This window comes from Paenibacillus sp. NRS-1760 (genome assembly GCF_050467785.1).
Lineage (GTDB): Bacteria > Bacillota > Bacilli > Paenibacillales > Paenibacillaceae > Pristimantibacillus.
Genome location: NZ_JBITPK010000008.1, coordinates 544,686 through 562,967, shown reverse-complemented (window position 1 = coordinate 562,967; position 18,282 = coordinate 544,686). Strand labels below are relative to the sequence as shown.

The window sequence follows — 18,282 nt, the reverse complement described above, 5'->3', positions numbered from 1 at the left end:
ACTTTATTGAATTGTCAAACAATTTATTGTAAGCGAATACATTTTGGTTTTGAGCTGTTTATTCCGTTTATCGGATCGTGTCGAAAGTTAGATTTTATTGCCAGGGCATGGGATATGAAGAAAAAAATAAAGCCACCCATTGGGCGGCTCTCAAGCGTTATTTTAATTAAACAACCGTTGATTGTGTTTGTTTGAATGTGTTGCCATTCGCTTGAGCAGCTAATTGATTGTACTGTTTAGCAGCCTGCATCCAAGTTTCTTTTAAATCAATCAGATGGGCAAGCACTTCTTCTGCTGGCTCTATATCTTTCTTCATATTCGCTTCAATTAGGCGAGTGTTAAAATATTCGTATAATTTAAGCAAGTTTTCTGAAATAGGGTTAGAGCGATCAATCGTAATGATGAACTCACTTATAATGTCCTGTACTTTTAAAAGGCTTATATTTGCGTCTTCATAGCGTTGTTCCTTGATCGCTTCAATTCCTTGACGGCAAAAACGGATAGCGCCATCGTAGAGCATAATAAGTAGTTGTCCTGGGGTAGCTGTTTGAATCGTACTTTGAAGATACTTATTACGTTGTTGAAGTTGCATTGTTTATCCTCCTAGAACTAAATTAAAATGTCATTTATGTGCTGTGTGAGTTCATCATCTTACAATAATGAATTAGCCTTTCTTATCGATAAGTATACCAGCCATTTCCCACATTTTAGCGACAAAATCCAACGTTTTCTCTGGAGGAATTTCACGAATGACTTCACCCGATGTACTGTCTAATACTTTCACTGAAATGATATTCGTTTGTTTATGCACAGAAAACTCTAGATTTGTGCTTTTCCCTTCGATGGCCTTTATTGCTCTATCGATGGCCTTAACTAGCTGTTCTTCGCTAATAGCGACATGCTCACCGCGTGCCTCTGCCTTTTTCAATTCTGCTGAGCTAGTAAATTTAGATAGATTTTGCGAGTCGCTTGTCCCGTTAACACTTACTTTTTCTACTACAGAATTACTACTTTCAATACTAGCAGTACTTCGACTCAACGAGTTAATCGCCCCTGTTGACGGTATATTAGTGTTCATTACCTATCATTCCTTCCGCATCAATAGTCCTAATTTATATATCGGCAACTATTCACTTTTGTGTTAGATGAAAACTTGTGTTTTGTTAGGGTCATTTTTCCTAATTTTATGAAATATAAATAGGCTTCTCCAAGGAGAAGCCCATGATTGCTTTATTTCTTTTTATCAAAAAATGCACCATATGCCGAATAGGAACTGCCGTATTCGCCATACTGCTGATTTACCGCTTGTGTTTTCTTCATATTGACCATGTCTGATTCAAGGTCTCGTTTCCTGATATCCATGAGCGGAGAAATTTTCTTATCCGTTTCATAGGCAGGCTGAAGATACACCCTTTTTTGCGTATCTGTGAAAGAAACACCTTGCTCTAACAATTCTGAAATATGATCTATAAGCTCTTGTCTCTTACTTAGAAGTTCAAGCCACTCTTCGGGTTCACTATATTGGTCTAATACTCTCTTCTCTAATGAAAGCGTGTATATTAAAAAATCGTTGAGCAGAGAATCTAGAGGGGCATTCATAAGCACTAACCCTCTCTTTCTGAAGCTTCTATAAACTGAATACTTCTTTATGACTTAGCTAACTCAACCTTGTTGTTGTGATAACCAGTTTCCTTGAGCATTTGCTTTATTCATTGCAGTCTCCATCGCAGTGAACTTCTTCCAATATCTATTTTCTTTATCCTGTAACCGACTTTCCCATCTGCTTATATCCGAATTAATTCTTTTCAAGCCCTCACCAAGAATGCTCTTATCTACAAGCGAAGCATTACTGCCTGCTTTTTCAGTAAGCTTGGTCATCGTACTATTAAGTTGATTATATAAGCGCTCCGCTAGCCCACTCTCATTAAATTTTGTAGCAGGATCTGTGGAGCTGCTCGTCTTCGTAAACAGGTCCATTACAGCATTCCCATTTTTGGAAATAGCTTCACGTAACTTTGTTTCACTAATATATAGTTTACCATTCTCGTTATACGCACCCGTAGTAATTCCAATTTCAGTGAGACTATCAAGCTTCGTATCCATACCGCTGCCTTTTACATTAGACATCAAAGCCTGACGCATTTGAGATAGTCCAGTTGAAATCAGTGTGTCTTGTCGTAATAAACCACTCTTAGCCTTCTCTTCCCATTGCTCAACTTGCTTGTCAGAAAGGGATTGTTTCTCTTCTGCTAATAAAGGCTTAAAATCTTTGTAGGTACGTTCATCGACCTTTTTGTTAATTTTCTCAATTATTTCATTATATTTATCTACATAATCCTTGATCGATTTGAACATAGCATCTTCATCGGGTTTCAAATCGATCTTAGTGGTTCCTTTGTTTTTGATATTAAATTCCACACCGTCAAACGTGAAGGTTGTACTATTAACAGAATAGGATATACCATTAATCTTTACAGTTTGTGCTAGAGCATCAGCGGAGGATTGGAAACCTTTATTTGTAGAAAACCCTGTTATTGCCGCATTACTATTTACCGTTCCTGTTGATAAACCGAGTTTGTTATTAGCTGGCAAATCAGTACTGTTAATCGTGATAGCCGCAGTTGCCCCAGTAGCCTTTGTTGTAAATGTAATGGATTTATCATCCTGCAAATAACTTGCAGTGACACCTGTTTTCGAAGAAAGAGCATTAACTTTTGCCAATATACTATTAATGGAATCCCCTTTTTCCACTTTAATAATATCATTAGGATCTGAACCAATATTAAAAGAATACTCTTCATTAAGTGCAGTAGTACCATCTTTCAAACTATTATCTGCAGAAAATTTCACAGTCGCAGCCTTAGCTGCTGTTGGAAGCACATCTACTTCTACATTATATACAGTAGCGGTTGGATTACCTTTTTGTTTTGCTGATACGATTGTATCATTGTCAGATGCCAAAACCTTTTTTTGATAGGTTCCTTGTAGTTTCATATCAAATGTTTTGTTCTTTAGGTCAGACAAAAGAGCGTTCATCTCTCTATATTGGTCACGTCTCCATTCCTCAGTTTGCTTCTTCTGAAGAAGTTTATTTAACGGAGCGCTCTCTGCCTTCATTAGTTTCTTTAGCATAGATTCTGTATCAAGTCCGGAGACTAAGCCTCCCATACGAATTGAGTTAATCATGATAATCCTCCTTTTTCTTTGCATCTAAGATAATTTATTTGTATGATGTTCTTAACTTCATCCACTACACCATTTTAATCTGCTACTAGTAGTATCGGATCGAAATAGAATATAGTTTAGGGTTAATTCTGTGATAATGAGTTTCATTAGATTTTTAAATTGATAAATACTATTTCAAGATTATTGAAATAAAAGAGGGGTTACTCTATAGAGAAACCCCAAATGTCTGTAAACATCATATCTTAAATGTGACTCCTGTTTTATTTAACGATAGTTCCCATTTCAGATAGAAATCTAATAATCGGCATAGCTTCGTGATCTTTTCCTACTTTTATTAAATCAGCTGCTGTATCATCAAGTCTTTGTAGATATGTTTCAGAATAGAGAATACTCCTTAAAGTATCTTTTTCCTCTTCTCTAACCTGAATTGTTATACCCAGAGATTCCAATATAGAAATAAAATAATTAGAATCAGGAAACGTATCAACGGCTATCTTTGCAACTTCTATTATTCGTTCATTAAACTTTAAACCCATTAGGATTTTTAACCAAAGTGAATAAATAAAATAATCCTTTTGACTAATAGAATATGCATTTTCTATATATTTCTCTGCGATTTCCAATTCACCAATTTGATACAAACTATCGCTTGATTTACACAAAATATTTAGATATAGTTCATCTTCCACCTCGGTCTTATTCTGCAAATATTCATCGAAGAAATGAAGAGCTAAACCAAAGTTTTTATTTTGATAAAACAATTCTGCTGTTGCTAGTAATATTTCATCATTCTTAATTTTTTTCAGTACTTTGTCTATCTCCTCGTATTTAGATAAACGATAAAATTCCTTGATTATATCTAATACTAATTCTAACTCTTCTTGACTGTACTGGTTATTTTTTGGTTCATCAAGGAGTTCTTTAAGATCTATGCCAGTATTCTTATAGGCCGTTTGGAATACCTTATTCTTCGTAGTTTCATCTTTAGAAAGAAGAGAAGATATAATTGCCTTTTTCAAATATTGGAGTTCACTATCCTTCATATGAAATAGACTTAAAAATTGCTGAGAGGCTATAACATAATCTTCATTTAATATTGCGAGCTCTAATTCTTCCTCCTGTAATTCACTTGAAAAAGAGCGCAGCAAAGACATAAAGTAGTTTGCTAATATATAAGATCCATTATTAATGGCAGATTTCGATAAATATATCAAATCTTTTGCTACATCCACTCTGTAGATTTTCTCCAGAAAGTTTATTATGTTTGTTTCATCTTCTCGATTAATTAATAGTATTTTCATTAAGTAATTTAATAGAGAAAAATCATAACGATCCGTATTTAAAATCAAGGTAATCACATGAACCGTCTTTGAAGTGTCATTGGTATGATAATACAAATTAGATAACTGTTTATAAATAGACAGCAATAATCCTGATGTTTGGGTTTCACCCTGTGAAATATTATTTATTAAAAATAGTGCTTTCTCATACATATATATTGCATCCAAAAACTGTTGAGAAAATCTATTGTAATCGCCTATATAAACATAATAGTCTGGATATGAAGGATATTTATAACTTGCCTCTTGGATTATTCTTATCACTTGTTCGCTAGGATACTCTAGTTTCCTCAGATACCTTATAATATTCAAGTAATTTTTTTCTTTAGTCCCTAATAACTCTGTTTCCTTCACAGTATGGGCTTTTAAAGCATAAAATAGGGCTAATTCGTATTCCTTTATAAGATTGTATGTCTCAGAAAGATAAAAATTAATATCATGATTATTCATGTTCTTTTTTTCTTCAGCTAACAACAATAATAAATTCCTCTGTCCTTTTTGTTTCCTTTCAATTTCATTGCTTGAGTACCCTGTATGAATTAATGAAATTTGCTTACTGAAATCAATTACTTTAAGCTGCTTAGTGACATGCTTAATGGTTTCATGAATGGCTCCGAAATATTTTATTTTTGAATCTCTTCTAAATATTCTTAAATTTTGTACTGTACTTTGAATTTCAGTTGTTTCTGGATTGTAATTAATAAGAGATGATATGATTCCATCGTATCCATTAGTATTGGCAATCCTTACACAATTCTTTATTTCTATTAAACTATGTTGTTCGATATACTCGTCTGCATCGAGAAAAATAATCCAATCCCCTGTTGCCTTTGATAAGGCATAGTTTTTTGCTTTAGAGAAATCATTTTCCCACTCAAAATGATAAATAAAAGCACCCAAATCCCGCGCTATTTGAACTGTATTATCAGAAGACCCTGTATCGACTACGATGATTTCTGAAGTGATTTCCTTTAAACTATTTAAACATTTCTCAATGTTAGTTTCCTCGTCTTTTGTTATAACGCAACCTGTTATATTCATGTTCTGTCATTCCTTTTCGAAAAGACCTCGCAATTATTAGGTGTATAAATAAAAAAAGAGAGAGCAAGTTGCTCTCTCTCTTTAATTGATTATTAACGAAGCAATTGAAGAACGCCTTGTGGTTGTTGGTTAGCTTGTGCAAGCATAGCTTGAGCAGCTTGTGCAAGGATATTGTTCTTCGTTTGGTTCATCATTTCTTTTGCCATGTCTACGTCACGTACACGGGACTCAGCAGCAGTCAAGTTCTCGGAAGAAGTATTCAAGTTGTTAATTGTGTGCTCAAGACGGTTTTGGTAAGCACCAAGTTTCGAACGCTCGCCAGAAACTTTCTCGATAGCATTGTTAATCGTTGTAATTGCTGAGTTTGCAGTAGTAGCGCTGCTTACATCAACTTGGTTAACTCCCAAAGCAGTCGCACGCATGTCACCTACAGATACATACATGTTTTGGCCTTCGTTAGCGCCGATTTGGAAGTTTAGTCCACCATTTGCTGTAACTGCAACATCAGCAGCACCAGCAGTAATAGCAGCATTCACTTGTAGCTCCAAACCTTTTTGAGCACCACTTTGGATCGTAATTTTATTGCCTTCAGCAGTGTAAGATACTCCACCCGCACCGGTAATAGTAGCGTCTACGCCTTGAGCTAGACCAGCTGCTAGACCAGCGAAAGCACCAGTTTCTCCAGAAATAGTTAGTTCGGATTTGCTACCAACTGTTGAAGCTGTTAGTTTCAATGCGCCGCCAACAAGTTCAGCTTTAACACCAATGTTTGCATCGTTAATTTTATCAAGAATGTTCTGACCTGTGTCAGTAGTGCCGAATGAGAATGTAACCCCATTAAGTGTTACTGCACTAGCAGCAGCAAGTGTTGCACTTGTAGTAAATGTAGTCGCAGTCGTCGTAGCATTATCAGCTGTAGCTACAGTTGCAGCTGTGATTGTTGCTAACGAACCAACTTTTGTTTCGCCAGAGCCACCAATGATACTAATACCAGCAGCGTTTGCACCAGTTACAGTACCTGTTACAGAAGCTCCACCATTCAGAAGTTTCTTAGTATTGAACTCAGTAGTAGTACCAATACGATCGATTTCAGCTGTAAGCTGGTTGATCTCTTTTTGAAGCTCACCACGGTCAGAAGCAGTGTTAGTGTCATTGGAAGATTGAACTGCCAATTCACGCATACGTTGCAAGATCGAGTGAGTTTCGTTCAAAGCGCCTTCAGCAGTTTGAATTAGAGAGATACCATCTTGTCCGTTTTTGGAAGCCATGTCCAAACCACGGATTTGACCACGCATTTTTTCGGAAATTGCTAGACCAGCTGCATCGTCACCTGCACGGTTGATGCGAAGACCAGAAGACAATTTCTCGATGGATTTGCTAGTTGCTGCAGTGTTAGTAGACAACTGACGGTGTGTGTTAAGAGCTGCGATATTGTGGTTAATAATCATTAGTATTTCCTCCTTGAAATTTTCGTATTTCCGCATCCTTGCGGAAGCTTACGATAATAGTTCGGCCGTCCTATTATCGCGCTATTATATTTATCGGATTTCTCCATCAATTGTTTATAGCTTATATTTAAAAAAATAATTATTTTTTAAAAAATTTTGAAACATCCTCTATGGATACCGCACTAGTTGCTGCCGCACGATTTTCTGCTTGTATCGCCATATATATTTCTTTGCGGTAGATGTCCACTTCCTTCGGTGCCCGTATGCCTAGTTTAACATTATCGCCTTCTACGCCGAGTACGATGATTTCAACATTCGCACCGATCATGATAGACTCATTACTTTTGCGTGATAAAACGAGCATGGCTTTTCATCCTCCTTAGGTTCGATTGAGTGGAGCGCGCGAACTGTATGTATTATCGTGAAGAATTAGCTGTTTGCCTGCTAATGTTCTTTTATTCAAAATGATCGGAGCAAGCAAATTAATTGTTGCATTAGCAAAATCTGTGGATATAGTTATAACAGACCAAACCTCGACATCCTCTTCACCGTTAATACTTAGTTCTTGTTTCACGGTTTCAGGGAGTTCCCATTCATAATCTGGATAAAATAAAAATGGACTCGCAACCAGCAACGATATCGTTTCGTCCTCAGAAGCCTTCATAAGCTTCATTGGAAGTTCGTTTCCTACTTCTTCGAATACAAAGTCATTCAAATGCTCGAAACCTGGAATACCTTGTTCAAATTGATAAGTTAACTGTTCTGTATTCACTTCATAACCCCCTATTAGGATTCCTCATTTATTAAAAATAAAAACTATAGATCTCATGCGTCGTGCGCAAATGATCTATAGTCTAAAAAACAGTAACGTCTAAATAAGCTGATCGAGCTGTGGTGGAATAATCTCCACTTTAGGGTATTGGCTCATATAAATATCCAGCTTGCCGCGCTCATATTCATGAATAGGCTTGTTCACTTGAACATTAAGGTCGACTCGACCTGGAGTGGTATCAATCGTGAGTTCACCTGGAATATACTCGATATCAATATTATCATAGGAGGCTTCCCCGCGGAAATCATATTCAGGAAAAGTTCGTTTCCAATCCCTTGCCATTTCTGCAATGGGATTTCCGCCTAAATGAATCGAGGCCATTTGATCGCCCTTCTCCACAATCCGTGCAATGCCTTGCAATGCAATATCAGCAGCCATTGAATATATTTTGCTCATCGTTTGCAAATTGTTTCCAAGTGCTAACGCATCCCATACTCGATCTTGATTAATTTCAAGTCGTCCTTTGGTGGTTTGAAAATGTTGCTCTGGCCTGATTTGCTCCATATCTACAGTAGCAGCGGGCTGCTCAAGACGCTGTTTACCCATATCCGCATCAATAAAGAGCGCGGCATCCTGCGTACGAATCTGAATCTGCGGAATTTGCATGTTAATCTCCACCTATCTCAAGAAATCAACCAAGCTTGGACGTATAAGCTGTGCTCCAACAGATAGGGAAGCCTGATATACATTTTCCTCTGTCTTCATATTCGTAATCACTTCTGCCATATCTGCATCTTCCGTTTTTGCCTGTACCGTTTTTAAGTTAATTTCAATATCAGAAAGCCGGTTTTGTACAATATCGATCCGATTTACTTTTGCCCCAACTTCAGCCCGTTTCGTAAGCATCGTATTCATACGGCTTTCTACCTGTCCAATCAATTTAGAAATTCCATTTTGATCGCCGGAACTAAGCATATCATTCGCTCGTTGAAGCAGTAAAAAGACATTGTCACTGCTCTCTATTTCCGCTTTTGTTGCCGTAGGAGATATACCCGCCCCAAAAACTTCGTTGCCTGTAATATTAATTCCCAGCTTCATTCCTGCGGATAGTTCATATTTAATTGAACCGTTATCCGAGTTGACTTGATATGCTTTTAACAAAGGAGGATCAACTGTTAAATCAGCTGTACCTTCTACACCCATCGTTGGATAAGGCTTCTCACCTGTCATTTCACCATTAAATACTTGTTTACCGTTAAATTGACTATTTCCGATTTCCACCATTTGGTTATACATTTGTGACATTTCAACTTTAATCGCATCAAGGCTTGTTTGTTCGAGAGTTCCATTGGCACCCTTGACTAAAAGCTCCCTAACGCGCTGCATAATATCTCCTGCTTGACCAATAGCAGTATCCGTATATTCCAGCATAGATAATGCAGAACTTACATTTTTAGAATATTGGTCATTAGAATCAAGTTCACTGCGATAGCGCAGTGCAAAAGTGATACCAACTGGATCATCTGATGGTTTATTAATCTTCATACCCGTAGACAGCTGGTTTTGCAAATTATTCATACGTCCCATATTGCTTGTAATATTACGAAGCAACTGCGTATTCATCATTGATTGTGTTACACGAAACGACATAATGTCTCACCTCCGCTTTAAAAATTATAGTCCTACTCGGCCCATCCCATTAATAACTCTATCTAAAATTTCATCAATCATCGTCATATTTCGAGCAGCTGCATTGTATGCATGCTGGAACTTAATCATGTTGGACATTTCTTCATCTAGTGAAACTCCGCTAACCGATTGTCTGCGGGATTCAACTTGGTCGACGATAATTTGTTGATTCGATTGCATACGAGTGGCTTCCGCAGCTTGTACACCTAACTGGCCCACAACAGAACGGAAATAAGCATCCACCGTGTTTTTATTTTCACCTGTCCCCGCGTCGAAGTCGAAACGAGTATCTCTCATTTGTGAGAAAAGGACGGCCAAGGAGTTGTTGCCGCTTATAACTGACTCTGAACCATCTGCATTCGTAGCTACTCGCATAGATGTCGCAATCAAGTTAGAATTTGCAACAATTGCAGGATTAAGCGTGATGTTGCCGGCATTCAATCCAGCAGTACTGCCGTTTGCATCTGTAAAGAAAGGTAAACCCGCTTCTTGTCCAGCCAACGAGTATCCAAGCTGATGCAAACCATTCAAACCTTTTACCGTTACTTTTGTATCTTCGTTCAGTGTACGATTTGTGCCTGTATAGGTTACGTTATTCAGTACTGTTCCTTCTGGCAAAACAGATCCTTTAGGCAGCGTAACCTCAAACTCGCCATTCGCCATCGTTTGAACGAGATTATTAAGTTCTCCGATGTACCCATCGACGTAATGATCTCTTGCATATATCGTTCCATAAATAGCACCGCTATTTAAATCACCATTAGCAACCGCTGTAGTAATTGCTGCTGAATCCAGAGAAGCAGTAGCTGTTCCTTGCACCAGCTCCGTACCGCCCATCGTAATGCGGTATCCGCTCTCTTGGTCTTCTACGCGAATATTGATTAATCCCGAAAGCTGATCTGTAATTAGGTCACGCTGATCCCGCAAATCATTTGCGTTATCACCTAAGCTTTCAACCCGTCTAATCTCGCCATTTAACTGGGCGATGCTTGTTGTAATCGAGTTAACCGTATTTAAGTTAATCTCTACATTTTCCGTCAAATCAGCTTTTAAATCGCTGAGCTGCTTAGCAGTGTAATTAAAAGAATCCACAAGTGCCATCGTTTGTTCCATAACGACTTTGCGGCCATCCGCATTCTCAGGGTTTTTGCTGAGGTCTGACCACGAATTCCAAAAATTCGAGATCACCGTTCTAAGACCCGTGTCGCTTGGTTCATTAACGATACCCTCTAGTTTAGAGAGCGTGTCGAGCTGAACTGAGAAGTTACCCAGTGATTTATATTCATTGCGATACTGATTATCCAGAAACTTCTCTCTAATCCGAGTGATAGAAGACGCCTCAACGCCTGTACCCAGCTGACCAGCTGCTGTTGATTTGGAGAAACCAACCGCGTCTATCGGTCTTGATGCAGTCATATTCACCACTTGCCGTGAGTAGCCTGCTGTATTCGCGTTTGAAATGTTATGTCCAGTAGTATTCAGAGCAGACTGAGTGGTAAATAAGCTGCGCCTTGCCGTTTCTAAGCCATGAAAAGTGGATGCCATCGTATATTGTCCTCTCTTGTTACGTTTTCATATTAAAGCGGCCATTACGATTTAAGGCCATGCCTTGAACAGCACGATGATAGGTCGCTTCTTCCTCAGTCGGACCAAGCAGCAAATCTTGCGTAAAATGCAAATGCTCCAGAGTCATCCTTACGAGCTGTTGATTGAATTCGTTAATATCTTGAAGTTTCTTAAGTGCTGCCGATAGCTCATTCCATATCGCCTGAAGCTGCTGCTTCTCATTCGCTTGGTATACAGCTTGTATGAGCTTCTCCATTTTGAACGAACGATGGGCAGTCAGCTTCTGATCAAGCATATATTTCCCTATCAAAAAGATACGCTGCTGCTCCAGATCCATGATCCGCTGAAGACTCTTCTTCTCTTTGCTGGAAATATACGAGAGCGTCTCTACTTGGTTCACAGTAATAGCCGAAGTCTTCGCGTTGCCGTATTCAATAAGCTGCAGGTGCTCGTCTAAAAGCTCTTGCAAAATCACGATGATTTGCTGGATGTACTCATTCATTTAGAGGATTACTCCTTCAGGAAGGGAAGCAGCTTCTCGGCAATCTTGCCAGCTTCCACATGATAGTTGCCTGTTGCTACCGAACGCTTCAGCTGCTCAATATGTTCAGTTCTGTCCGCTCCGCTTGCTTTGCTTGTCGATAGCAATTCCTTAGCTGCAGCAGAGATTTGAACCGCGTCCTTCTGCTTTGCCTTGTCTGTCCCGCCTACTCTGGCTTCCGAATGCTTCTGGTAAGGATTAAGCGCTCCGATACGATTCGTCTCATTTATTTTCATTGTTTACCCACCTCATTATTTACAGGAACTAAAAAAGCCGATTACCTTTACAAGTATTATCGGCTTCAGTCAAGTGAAATTTTATAGTCAACAAAATATTAACTTAAATCATTTATCATTGTATCTTTCTAAGCCTTTATAAACACCCGTTTGCTTGTAAGCACTTTTTAAATCTTCTTTTCGCGATATGTCTTGGAACATCTGCTTCTTGTCCTTCTCAATTCGATTGCGACAATTGTCGCAAAGTTGATTATCACGAATTAGAGTTCCGCAAGATTCACAGGGGTATGACATATTAGGTGCATTCATAATGGAGATGCGTCCCTCGCGTATGAACTTCGTAATTTGTTTAATCGAAACACCCGTAGCATCAGATACCTCAGTAATAATTGAGCCTCTAAATTCACGCAAATAGTTTGCACAAAGCTCATATTCTTTATCAATTTCTCGCATGCATGCCGGGCACACGTCTCTAAAGTTTTTTGCAAAAAGCTTACCGCAGCGAGGACAATTATCTAGGTTCATCGCTCTGAGCCCTCCTTTTTTTGTAAAACCATACTAGCTATTAGTTACATTCTAATCGATAGCACTAACTTTTTCACTATGAATCTAATTATTAGATCTATCAGCCTAGCTGGATTATGAACGAGCCCATGTCAAAATATAGATATCGAGCGGAAGCTCCACATAACGGTGCAGAGCCTTAGAGCAGGCTTCTGCCGTGCTTCCAGTTGTGTAGATATCATCGATTAAAAGTATACGAATAGCTCTATCGTTTAGATGCTTTTTGCTATGGGATTCAGAGGCTAATAAGCTCAAATTGTTCGTATTCACTTCAAAAAGAGATTGCGTATCGCGCAATCTTTCGGAACGCGTTTTGAAGCTTTGCTTCTCTGAATGTCGCGAACGAATGAGTAATTCCAAAAGCGGCAACTGAAAACGCCTCGCGATATGGCTGGCGAGCTGCTCCGCTTGGTTGAACCCCCGATCAGCTGCTCGTTCTTCACTTACAGGAACGTAGGTAACAGCATCCCAACAGTCTGCTATCGATATTTTTGGTTTGCGGCTGTTGCTTCTTGCCTCGGTAGCCTGTTGAATAATTTCAAAGGTCATCGCCTCGAATGCAGGCAGAAGCATATCTCCGAGCAAAGGAGCAAGCTGCTCATTGCCCCTATATTTGTACAAGGCGAGCATGGCTCGCATGGCTTGATTATAATGAACCGCGCTGCGGTTGCATATGAATGCGCCATGCGGACGACGTATGCAGTCTTCGCATGGGATGCCGCGCCCGCATCTACGACAGGCGATGCGGGTCAGCCATGGTATTGCGGAGAGGCACGCTCCGCAAAGGGAATTGCGAAGCTGGGTCGTCAGCTTCGCGTGGTTGTAGCTGCTCGCGCTGCGAGCCTCGCTTTGCGGTTTGCCGCATAGGAGACATGCGGCAGACGTTGGAGCGAGCAGCTGCGCGGATGTGGTGAAAGCGGATTGCAGACGCTGCAGCCATGCTCTTGGCGAGACGTTCATTTTGGCGAGCCTCCTTTGGGAGTGGGGAGCAAGTAGCCTTGCTTGCGAGCCATGCGATTCATCGTTTGAATATGGCGTACCGCCTGCAGCTGTGGGCGATTGCGATCATGGCTGCAGAAGTACACTCGACCGAATGGATCATCCGCAGAGCGGCCTGCTCTTCCAGCCATTTGAACCAGTGAAGCCTCGTCAAATAACCTTCCATCTGCGTCGAGAATATAGACATCGCTTTTAGGAATCGTTACGCCTCTCTCTAAAATGGTAGTTGTGACTAGTACTCGTATATCCCGCGAGCGAAAATGCTGAACCTTCTCTGTTCGTTCTTCATCCTGTGAAGAGGTTGCCCCAACAGCAGCATGTGAAAGAGCAGCACGCAATAAAGCCGCCATAGGCTCGGTTTGAGCAATTTGCTGCACGAATACAAACAGCTGAGCGTCTCGATCAAGGGATGACCGCATGGCTGCTAAGAGCTTTGACGGCAGCTTGCGGTGCTGGAGCATCTGCTTTACTGTAGGCGTTTGTAGAAGCTTGGGCACTGGAAGAGGATGACGATGATAACGAACAGGTACTCTTGCATGAGGCAGCTTCCCTCGTTTTGCTGCTCTTTGCAGCTCACTAGGCGGCGTAGCGGACAGCAGCAAGCGAGCAGCACCTGGCGCACAACTTTTGTCTGCTGCAAAATGCAGCAGTGGATCGCCCGCAAAAGGAAACGCATCTAGTTCATCAACTACAACGAGATCAAAGCCTTGATAAAACCGCATCAGCTGATGCGTTGTCGCAAGTGTAATATCTCCACTTTCCCAGCGCTGCTCACTGCCACCGTATAATGTTACGACTGAAGCTTTAGGAAAAGCTTTCCGAATACGCGGGTCAAGCTCGATCACCACGTCACGGCGCGGTGTGGCAATAAGTGCCTTTCCGCCGCGCAGCAGGACAGACTCCACAAGCGGAAAAATCATCTCCGTTTTGCCCGCTCCTGTTACAGCCCAAAGAAGAAACTCTCTCATCTGGCGCTGCTTGTCCCGCTTTGACAATGCCGCATCTATCGGCGGCTCTTCCACAAACTGCAGCGCCTTGGCTGCTGCAGCTGTCTGCGCAGGGCTAAGCCCCCATTTATCAAGCCGCTGTTCATACGTCAGCGGCCTCAACCCCTTACCAGAGCCGCGAACCGTCGTCTCTGCCCAGTTCAACCCCGCGCGCTGCCCCGTAATAAGCAGCTCACATTCCCGGCTTCGCCCCATCCCAATGCACGCCATGCAGTAGGCGCAGTGCCTCCCGCACGCTGCACATGCCGTGCGGTGCATTTGCGCCTCGCCGCTCCCACAGCGCAAACAGCTGCGCTCCCGCCTGCGGCGCCCTAAAGCTTCCAATCGCCCGCCACCCACGGCGGCGATTGATCCGCTCAGGCGCAACTGCCCGAGCAGCGAAGCAAGCTGGAGCAATTCTCTCCAGCTTGACGCGGCCCCGGGACAGCTTGCGCTAGACAACAGGGCGTGCGCCTCGCTTCGCAAAAGCGCACGTCCCTGCAGCATACCCGCGGCAAGCTTCGCTCCTGCCGCGATCTCTCCCAGCTCTTCAGCGTTATAAGCTCCCGCTTCCTCGCCACCCACACGCTTAGCGTTGCTACGCTTTTCACCATTATTCGCAAGCGCTGCTCCTCCGATTTCCCCAACCACAGCTCCCCTTACCTTCTCCCACCTCTCCACTAAACCAAAAAGCCTCTCTATCGCCAACGCTCCTTTCCGCTTCCCTCGACTACCCAAAAAGCGCCAACGCCCCCCCAAACTAATCTTGCCATTATGAACTGCTTGCTCTACTCCTCCACTGTATTTCCGATAATTTCTCTCCAGCTCGCTAGAATTCTGATTACTACTATTCAACCCGCCAGTCGCTGCATCTCCACCCGCCCCATCAGCTTTTGCTTCCTCCGCACATGCCACCAACAGCTCAATCGCCTCATAATCAGCATTCCGTCCCCCCTCATTTAAGCTTTTACTCGCGTTATTTCTGCCGCCACTGCCACGTTTTATAGCCGCATCCCAAAGCTCCACTGCAACGCACGCATCCCCGAGCGGCAGTTCTTCTTTCAGCAGCCATCCCTCCTCTGCGATCTCGTTGTTCAAGAATCCCACTTCACCAAACGCTCCATGCATCCAGAAGTATTTATCCACCATTGCCTTGATAGTCAGTCGAGCCTGCCAGCAGCCTTTCACTTTCACAACATACAATTGTGCCTTCATCTCTATTCGCTCCCTCGACACTTTATAGAACTGACTTCATTATTCATCTGTTAAGTTAACTACGGCCTCTCCCTTACCTGACAAAAGGAGAATGATGTTGGCAAGCACGGTAAACAAAAAAAAGCACACCCAACAACGCATTTGCGTTATTGAGTGTGCTTCACTCCGACTATTTCATTACCGTAGAGTATATACTAAAATGGCATTTTCGACAAATCTGTCGGATTTTGCAAATCAATTAGCACCGCATGATCGGAAAGCGACACAACTCCTTCTGCCTGGAGCAGCCATAGCAGCTGAGTTCCATCCACACCCTCTGTTTGAGAGCGCTTACTGTCTTCGCTTCCAGACAATGAATTAGATCCATTAGAGTGAATCCTGACCTCATCACCCTTTCTAGCTAATCGTTCAACAATAGCCAATGTCTCCTCTGTAACCCCTTGATCTACGATCGTCAAACGAACGTTTTTCCCCATTCGCCGAGAGAAAGAAAACAGTGAACGTACATACCATTCCATATTGTTTTGCTGGACATCAGCAACGAGCACATAATGCTTGCTGGATTGCTGGCGCCCTCGCCAAATTCGATACGCCAGATGCACCGACAATGCAGCCAAAGCATAACAGCCAATAACAAGAAGTAGAAGTTCAAACATGGCGGCCACCTCCTCTTTGTGACACTATATGCCATGAAGAGCCCACTGGTTCCGCAATCAAGGGACAAGGTGACAAAATGTGTGTTATGCCAAAAATATATCCTGCTTTATGATGATTATTAGTCATTTTCTGACAAAGAAACACCCTTGAGCAATTTCCAATACATGTTATCATTTTAATATGAAAGCATGCATATCTAACCGGTGCACGCATATAGAAAGGGAGAGTGGATTTTCACAATCAAAATAACTAGGGAAGCGATGAAGTATAATCTACAATTGGACACTTGGATTATATGGAGCTAGTAGTGTAACCGGCCCTCTTGGAACCCCACTACGTATCTAAGAGGAGAGTGAAAGATGCGTTATTTTAGGAAAAAAATCAGTTTAGCCCTGGCTCTGTTATTAATTTTTTCGTTGTCGCTTAGTTCCCTTGCCATGGCGGAAGGTGATAGCAATCAAAGTACGAATGCTGCGGCACTCGGAGATGAGAATAGCTGTCCACAGTATTCATCGGATCGCAAGGATGTCATTGCCAAGCATTCCAATATCGTAGTCAATAATAACGGAACAGCTACCGCTACGTTCCAGACGTTAAAAGATTGTGTTAGAGTCAGCTTCTCCGGCTATGAAGGCCCTGCTGACTGGGCACCTGGACCCGGCGATACAACCATTCCATACAACAAGCAAACATTTTTTGAGGGACAGTCTATTATATATCCAAAAGCAGGTACTTACTCCGTTACGATTAACATTCCAAGATGCTTGCCTTATCAATTAGATATCTATAGCGGAGATTTAATTAAGACATTGGGTCCCGGCGCTCACGGTGACAAAATTTTAGCATGGAATCTAAAGCTTTCGAACAGCTGTACGGGCAATATCATCATCAACAAATTTTTAAATAATGTCGAAGGGGCTCCTCATGTCGACATTACCTTCGAGCTTTGGAAAGACGGTAAATTAGTCAAAAGCGGTGTTACCAATAGTGACGGTATTTTGCAATTCAACGAATTGCCTATCGGCACCTACACATTAAAAGAATTAACCTTAGATGGCTTTACCACCGATTTAGTGGCTACCCAGCAGATCGTAGTAACCACAGATAACTCTGTGCGAAAAGCAGTTATCAATACGGCTAAGCTCAAACTTGAAACGGCCTGCTCCGCCGACCCGAATAAAACAAGAGCTTGGAAAGTAACCAATGAGAGTAACATTGAGGTTTCTTATTCATGGGAAATTCCAAATTCCACTCAAACAGGAAACGGTGTAATTCCTGGAAAAGGTTCCGTAAGCTTTTCAACAAATACGGAGCTCGTCAACCCAACTGATCCACAAGCTGTACCTAATACGCTGAAGATCCATTGGGGCAAGGAGAAAGAGCTTTCACTTGTGAACGCAGGCGAAACCTGCTCTACGCCTACTCCAACACCATCATCGACACCTACTGCTACTCCAACTTCTACACCGGAGACTACGCCTACAGTTACACCAACTTCTACACCTGAGAGCACGCCTACAGCTACACCAACTCCTACACCTGAGAGCACGCCTACAGCTACACCAACTCCTACACCTGAGAATACACCTACCACTACACCAATTTCCACACCTGTGATCACACCTAACTCGACACCTGCTATCACGCCTAGCAGCACACCTACTGCTACAACTACGGTAACGACAACACCTACATCGTCACCTGAAGCAACACCAATCGTCGAAATTGATGATGAAGATCCACCTGTTGGAGGAGTTAATGAAGGTGGGGAAGGCCAGCCGCCAATCGATCCTGTTGTTGCTGTAGATGAAGATCAAGTCCCACTTGCTACTCTGCCAAAAACAGGCGAAAGCAGTCCAGTTCCTTATTATCTCATCGGGGCATTTGCCCTTTCAGCGGGATTCATTTCTCTTCGCAGACAAAAACAAAGAAAATAGTTAAGATTGTATGTTTCACCACGCACTTTTAGGCTGGTTTTATACAGCTTAGGAGTGTTTTTCTTTTACACAACCATCACAAGGCAACATTATATGCAAACAAAA

The 18,282-nt window shown here is 41.8% G+C and carries 18 protein-coding genes and 1 riboswitch; of the genes, 1 reads left to right on the top strand and 17 read right to left on the bottom strand.

Annotated features, from left to right (window positions below; all coding sequences use genetic code 11):
- Window positions 1-166: 166 nt before the first annotated feature.
- The 17 genes from fliS to ACIFSR_RS09515 form a co-directional block, all read right to left on the bottom strand.
- A complete protein-coding gene (fliS, locus tag ACIFSR_RS09595) occupies window positions 167-592 on the bottom strand; it encodes a flagellar export chaperone FliS (RefSeq protein WP_430056987.1) in 426 nt (141 codons plus the stop codon).
- A 72-nt stretch (window positions 593-664) separates the two neighbouring features.
- Window positions 665-1,039: a flagellar protein FlaG gene (locus tag ACIFSR_RS09590; protein ID WP_430056984.1), complete on the bottom strand. Its 375-nt coding sequence runs from the start codon at window positions 1,037-1,039 to the stop codon at window positions 665-667.
- A gap of 191 nt (window positions 1,040-1,230) precedes the next feature.
- Complete coding sequence (locus ACIFSR_RS09585; protein WP_430056981.1) at window positions 1,231-1,599, bottom strand: hypothetical protein; 369 nt, start codon at window positions 1,597-1,599, stop codon at window positions 1,231-1,233.
- A 63-nt stretch (window positions 1,600-1,662) separates the two neighbouring features.
- On the bottom strand, window positions 1,663-3,186 hold the full coding sequence (gene fliD / locus ACIFSR_RS09580; RefSeq protein WP_430056979.1) for a flagellar filament capping protein FliD: 1,524 nt from the start codon (window positions 3,184-3,186) through the stop codon (window positions 1,663-1,665).
- 260 nt (window positions 3,187-3,446) lie between these two features.
- Complete coding sequence (locus ACIFSR_RS09575) at window positions 3,447-5,567, bottom strand: glycosyltransferase family 2 protein (protein ID WP_430056976.1); 2,121 nt, start codon at window positions 5,565-5,567, stop codon at window positions 3,447-3,449.
- 92 nt (window positions 5,568-5,659) lie between these two features.
- Window positions 5,660-7,015, bottom strand: a complete 1,356-nt coding sequence (locus ACIFSR_RS09570) for a flagellin (protein ID WP_430056975.1) — start codon at window positions 7,013-7,015, stop codon at window positions 5,660-5,662.
- A gap of 139 nt (window positions 7,016-7,154) precedes the next feature.
- Window positions 7,155-7,379, bottom strand: a complete 225-nt coding sequence (csrA, locus tag ACIFSR_RS09565) for a carbon storage regulator CsrA (RefSeq protein ID WP_430056973.1) — start codon at window positions 7,377-7,379, stop codon at window positions 7,155-7,157.
- Window positions 7,380-7,394: 15 nt separating this feature from the next.
- Window positions 7,395-7,787, bottom strand: coding sequence for a flagellar assembly protein FliW (locus ACIFSR_RS09560; protein WP_430056971.1), 393 nt, complete (start codon window positions 7,785-7,787; stop codon window positions 7,395-7,397).
- Window positions 7,788-7,886: 99 nt separating this feature from the next.
- Window positions 7,887-8,453, bottom strand: a complete 567-nt coding sequence (locus tag ACIFSR_RS09555; protein ID WP_430056968.1) for a DUF6470 family protein — start codon at window positions 8,451-8,453, stop codon at window positions 7,887-7,889.
- Between the two features lie 12 nt (window positions 8,454-8,465).
- Window positions 8,466-9,437, bottom strand: coding sequence for a flagellar hook-associated protein FlgL (gene flgL, locus ACIFSR_RS09550; protein ID WP_430056966.1), 972 nt, complete (start codon window positions 9,435-9,437; stop codon window positions 8,466-8,468).
- A 24-nt stretch (window positions 9,438-9,461) separates the two neighbouring features.
- Window positions 9,462-11,021 (bottom strand): flagellar hook-associated protein FlgK, encoded by a 1,560-nt coding sequence (gene flgK / locus ACIFSR_RS09545; RefSeq protein ID WP_430056962.1) that lies wholly within the window; start codon window positions 11,019-11,021, stop codon window positions 9,462-9,464.
- 19 nt (window positions 11,022-11,040) lie between these two features.
- Complete coding sequence (locus ACIFSR_RS09540; RefSeq protein WP_076266198.1) at window positions 11,041-11,544, bottom strand: flagellar protein FlgN; 504 nt, start codon at window positions 11,542-11,544, stop codon at window positions 11,041-11,043.
- An 8-nt stretch (window positions 11,545-11,552) separates the two neighbouring features.
- Window positions 11,553-11,819 carry a flagellar biosynthesis anti-sigma factor FlgM gene (gene flgM, locus ACIFSR_RS09535; protein ID WP_430056959.1) on the bottom strand — a complete coding sequence of 89 codons (267 nt, stop codon included), beginning with the start codon at window positions 11,817-11,819 and terminating at the stop codon, window positions 11,553-11,555.
- Window positions 11,820-11,927: 108 nt separating this feature from the next.
- Window positions 11,928-12,344 (bottom strand): TIGR03826 family flagellar region protein, encoded by a 417-nt coding sequence (locus ACIFSR_RS09530; RefSeq protein ID WP_339205364.1) that lies wholly within the window; start codon window positions 12,342-12,344, stop codon window positions 11,928-11,930.
- A gap of 114 nt (window positions 12,345-12,458) precedes the next feature.
- Window positions 12,459-13,343 carry a ComF family protein gene (locus tag ACIFSR_RS09525; protein ID WP_430056956.1) on the bottom strand — a complete coding sequence of 295 codons (885 nt, stop codon included), beginning with the start codon at window positions 13,341-13,343 and terminating at the stop codon, window positions 12,459-12,461.
- Entirely contained in the window at window positions 13,340-15,583 is a 2,244-nt protein-coding gene (locus ACIFSR_RS09520) for a DEAD/DEAH box helicase (RefSeq protein WP_430056953.1), read from the bottom strand. The genes ACIFSR_RS09525 and ACIFSR_RS09520 overlap by 4 nt, the downstream gene beginning before the upstream one ends.
- Before the next feature lie 194 nt (window positions 15,584-15,777).
- Window positions 15,778-16,239 (bottom strand): hypothetical protein, encoded by a 462-nt coding sequence (locus tag ACIFSR_RS09515; RefSeq protein ID WP_430056949.1) that lies wholly within the window; start codon window positions 16,237-16,239, stop codon window positions 15,778-15,780.
- Window positions 16,240-16,484: 245 nt separating this feature from the next.
- A riboswitch (cyclic di-GMP riboswitch) is annotated at window positions 16,485-16,568 on the top strand.
- A 31-nt stretch (window positions 16,569-16,599) separates the two neighbouring features.
- On the opposite strand from ACIFSR_RS09515, the gene ACIFSR_RS09510 reads away from it, so the two are divergent.
- Window positions 16,600-18,177 carry a SpaA isopeptide-forming pilin-related protein gene (locus tag ACIFSR_RS09510; RefSeq protein ID WP_430056947.1) on the top strand — a complete coding sequence of 526 codons (1,578 nt, stop codon included), beginning with the start codon at window positions 16,600-16,602 and terminating at the stop codon, window positions 18,175-18,177.
- Window positions 18,178-18,282 lie beyond the last annotated feature (105 nt).